This window comes from Dietzia sp. DQ12-76, from assembly GCF_014145045.1.
Lineage (GTDB): Bacteria > Actinomycetota > Actinomycetes > Mycobacteriales > Mycobacteriaceae > Dietzia.
The window spans coordinates 1-2,500 of record NZ_JAALDV010000239.1; the positions used below are offsets into that span (position 1 = coordinate 1).

Consider the following 2,500-nt stretch of genomic DNA (forward strand, 5'->3'; position numbering starts at 1 on the left):
CACCCACCACCCCAACCGACGCCGCCCTGAGGTGGGCGATACTGTTGCCCAGCTGCTTGATCCGAGAGTAGGCCCGGTGCCGTGAAAGTTCCGCTCGACCGATCCTCCCTCGAGCGCCGGCAAGTGTGGGTCTACGCGGCGGCCATCGTCGTCGGTCTCGCGTTGGGCAGCAGAGCGTCGGGTGCGGGGACTGTGGCCGAGGCGCTCTTGTGGCCGACCCTCGGCCTCTTGCTCTACGCCACATTCCTTCAGGTTCCGCTGTTGGACCTGGCCACGGCATGGCGTGACCGTCGGTTCACGGCGGCGGTGGTGGTGGGCAACTTCATCGTGATGCCACTCGTCGTGTGGGCCATGGTTCCAGTGCTTCCGGACGACCCCGGTGTCCGACTGGGAGTGTTGTTGGTGTTGCTCGTGCCGTGTACCGATTGGGTCATCAGCTTCACCCAGATGGCGGGGGGAGACGTCGCGCGCGCGATCGCGGTGACCCCCGTGAACCTGGTGCTCCAGCTGATGCTGCTACCCGTCTACCTGATGGTGATGGCACGCGAGGAGGTCGCAGGCCTGGTCACGGTCGATGTGGCGGCTTCGGCGCTCGGAGTCGTCGTGTTGCCGCTGATCGCCGCCGTCCTGACGGAGAAGTGGCTGGATGCTCGGCAGCGAGGGCACGCGATTCGCGAGCGGTGGGCCTGGGCTCCGGTCCCTCTCCTCGCAACCGTCATGTTCCTGATCGCGACGGCGCAGGTGCACGCGGTGCTCGGCGCGCTGGCTGTCCTTCCACTCGTGGCTCCGGTGTTCGTGGCGTTCCTTGTGGCGGCGGGGCTGACCGCCAAAGCGCTCGCGATGGTCTTCACGCTCCCGGTCTCACAGGCCCGGACGCTCGCCTTCGGATTGGGGACCCGGAACTCCTTCCTCGTCCTACCGATCGCGCTTTCCCTGCCGCAGGGGTTCGACGTCGCGGCCATCGTCGTCGTGATGCAATCCCTCGTCGAGCTGCTCGGGATGATCGTGTTCGTGTGGCTGGTTCCGATCGCCTTCGCGAGGAGTTCGAACGACGCTCCGAGGTGATGAGCTCACATCGGATCGTCCACTGCCGGACCGGATCCCTCTACAGGCCGAACGCTCGACAGGACGAACGCCGGGGATGTCGGGGCGCCCGCCAGGATGTCTGTCTGGCCGCGGTGAATGTCGGGGAACTCACAGCACCGCGCGGAGGGCGTGGGGCAGTGTGGTGACCCCGTCCGCCGCCAGAAAATGTCCCGCTCCCGGGACCACGGCAGCCGACGTACCGAGAAGCCGAGCAAGGCGGTCGGTGAGCTCGACAGGCACGTGGGTGTCGTCGTCGGACCGCACGATCGTCAGGGACCCGATGTGCTCCCGGATCCCTGCGAGGTCCACCCCGTCGCCGATGAAGTCGTCAAGTGCCGGGAGTGCAGGCAAGGTGTCCACGAAGCCCGAGACGAGGACGAGTGTGCCCACCTGCCACGGGCCGGTCAGCGATGCGAGATGCCGGAGAACGGCAAGGCAACCGAGGCTGTGCGCGACGACCACGGTCTCTTCCCCGGGTGTGCCGAGCTCTCTGGCTACGGTCGCCGCCCACTGGTCGCGGGAAGGGGCACTGGAGTTCGGCAAGGCGGGTACTCGCGTGGGGATCCCGGCGTCAGTGAGGCGTTCAGCGAGCCACTCGAACCAATGATCCCGGGGAGATGCGGCGTAGCCATGGAAGATCACTGCACGCCTGCTCGTGGTCGATGTCATGTGAAGGCACGCTAGACCTCTTCACGTCGCGGAGGGAGCTCCCCCACCTGATCAGGGCGTCCGTGGGACCGGGTGGGCGGAACCGCCCGGGTGCGTGCAGGGACCCACCCGGCGGGACGGTGGGAGACATGCGGCTTCCACGGGCTGTCGCGGATGCCCTTGAGTGCCGAGCTGACGGAACCGGCGCTGGGATGAATGACAACGGCGTGGGTACAGCCCCACCTCGAGCCGGGACGGCAACGCGCTGGGTGCCCGATCACCCTCCATCCAGTCATGATCCGCACGCCAGCCGGAGGGAACTCGCCGCGGTCACCGCCGTGGAGCGCTGCCCAGCAGGGCCGGCTCGCCGGTAGGGACGCCGGTGAGGATGCGGCCCGCTGACCACGCCCGTACGCGAACCTCACCGTGGTGGACCGGGCGGGAACGCTGACGGTCGCCGGGGGCGCGATCACGCCAGCTATAGCCCTGAACAGGCGATTTGGTGTTCTGTTGGGGCGCGTGTAACTTTATCGGAGCCGCCAGGGAGCGGGGATCGAGCCGACAAGCTCGAGCCCACGTTGCGGGCGGTGGCTTCACGCAAGGGGAGCGAGGGATCGGGTTGACCGATCGACTTCGGTCCGCTAGAGTAGTCAAGCCTCTCCCGCTCGGGAGTGGCGAATTCACCCCAACGCTACGTGGCAGCACTGCCGCATGGGGTTGGTGTGTGGGTGTTGTTTGAGAACTCAACAGTGTGTTTTGTTTGTGA

General features: G+C 67.0%; 2 protein-coding genes. One reads left to right on the forward strand and one right to left on the reverse strand.

From position 1 onward, the window contains the following. The first annotated feature begins 81 nt into the window (after positions 1-81). Positions 82-1,065 (forward strand): arsenic resistance protein, encoded by a 984-nt coding sequence (locus G6019_RS08975; RefSeq protein WP_182613121.1) that lies wholly within the window; start codon positions 82-84, stop codon positions 1,063-1,065. Between the two features lie 129 nt (positions 1,066-1,194). Here G6019_RS08975 and G6019_RS08980 read toward each other — a convergent pair whose 3' ends face one another. Further along, positions 1,195-1,755, reverse strand: coding sequence for an RBBP9/YdeN family alpha/beta hydrolase (locus G6019_RS08980; RefSeq protein ID WP_182613120.1), 561 nt, complete (start codon positions 1,753-1,755; stop codon positions 1,195-1,197). Between the last annotated feature and the right edge of the window lie 745 nt (positions 1,756-2,500).

What these genes read in the sequence shown, in the direction of transcription:
- G6019_RS08980 (WP_182613120.1), bottom strand. Translation starts at nt 1,755, where the DNA reads ATGACATCGACCACGAGCAGGCGTGCAGTGATCTTCCATGGCTACGCC.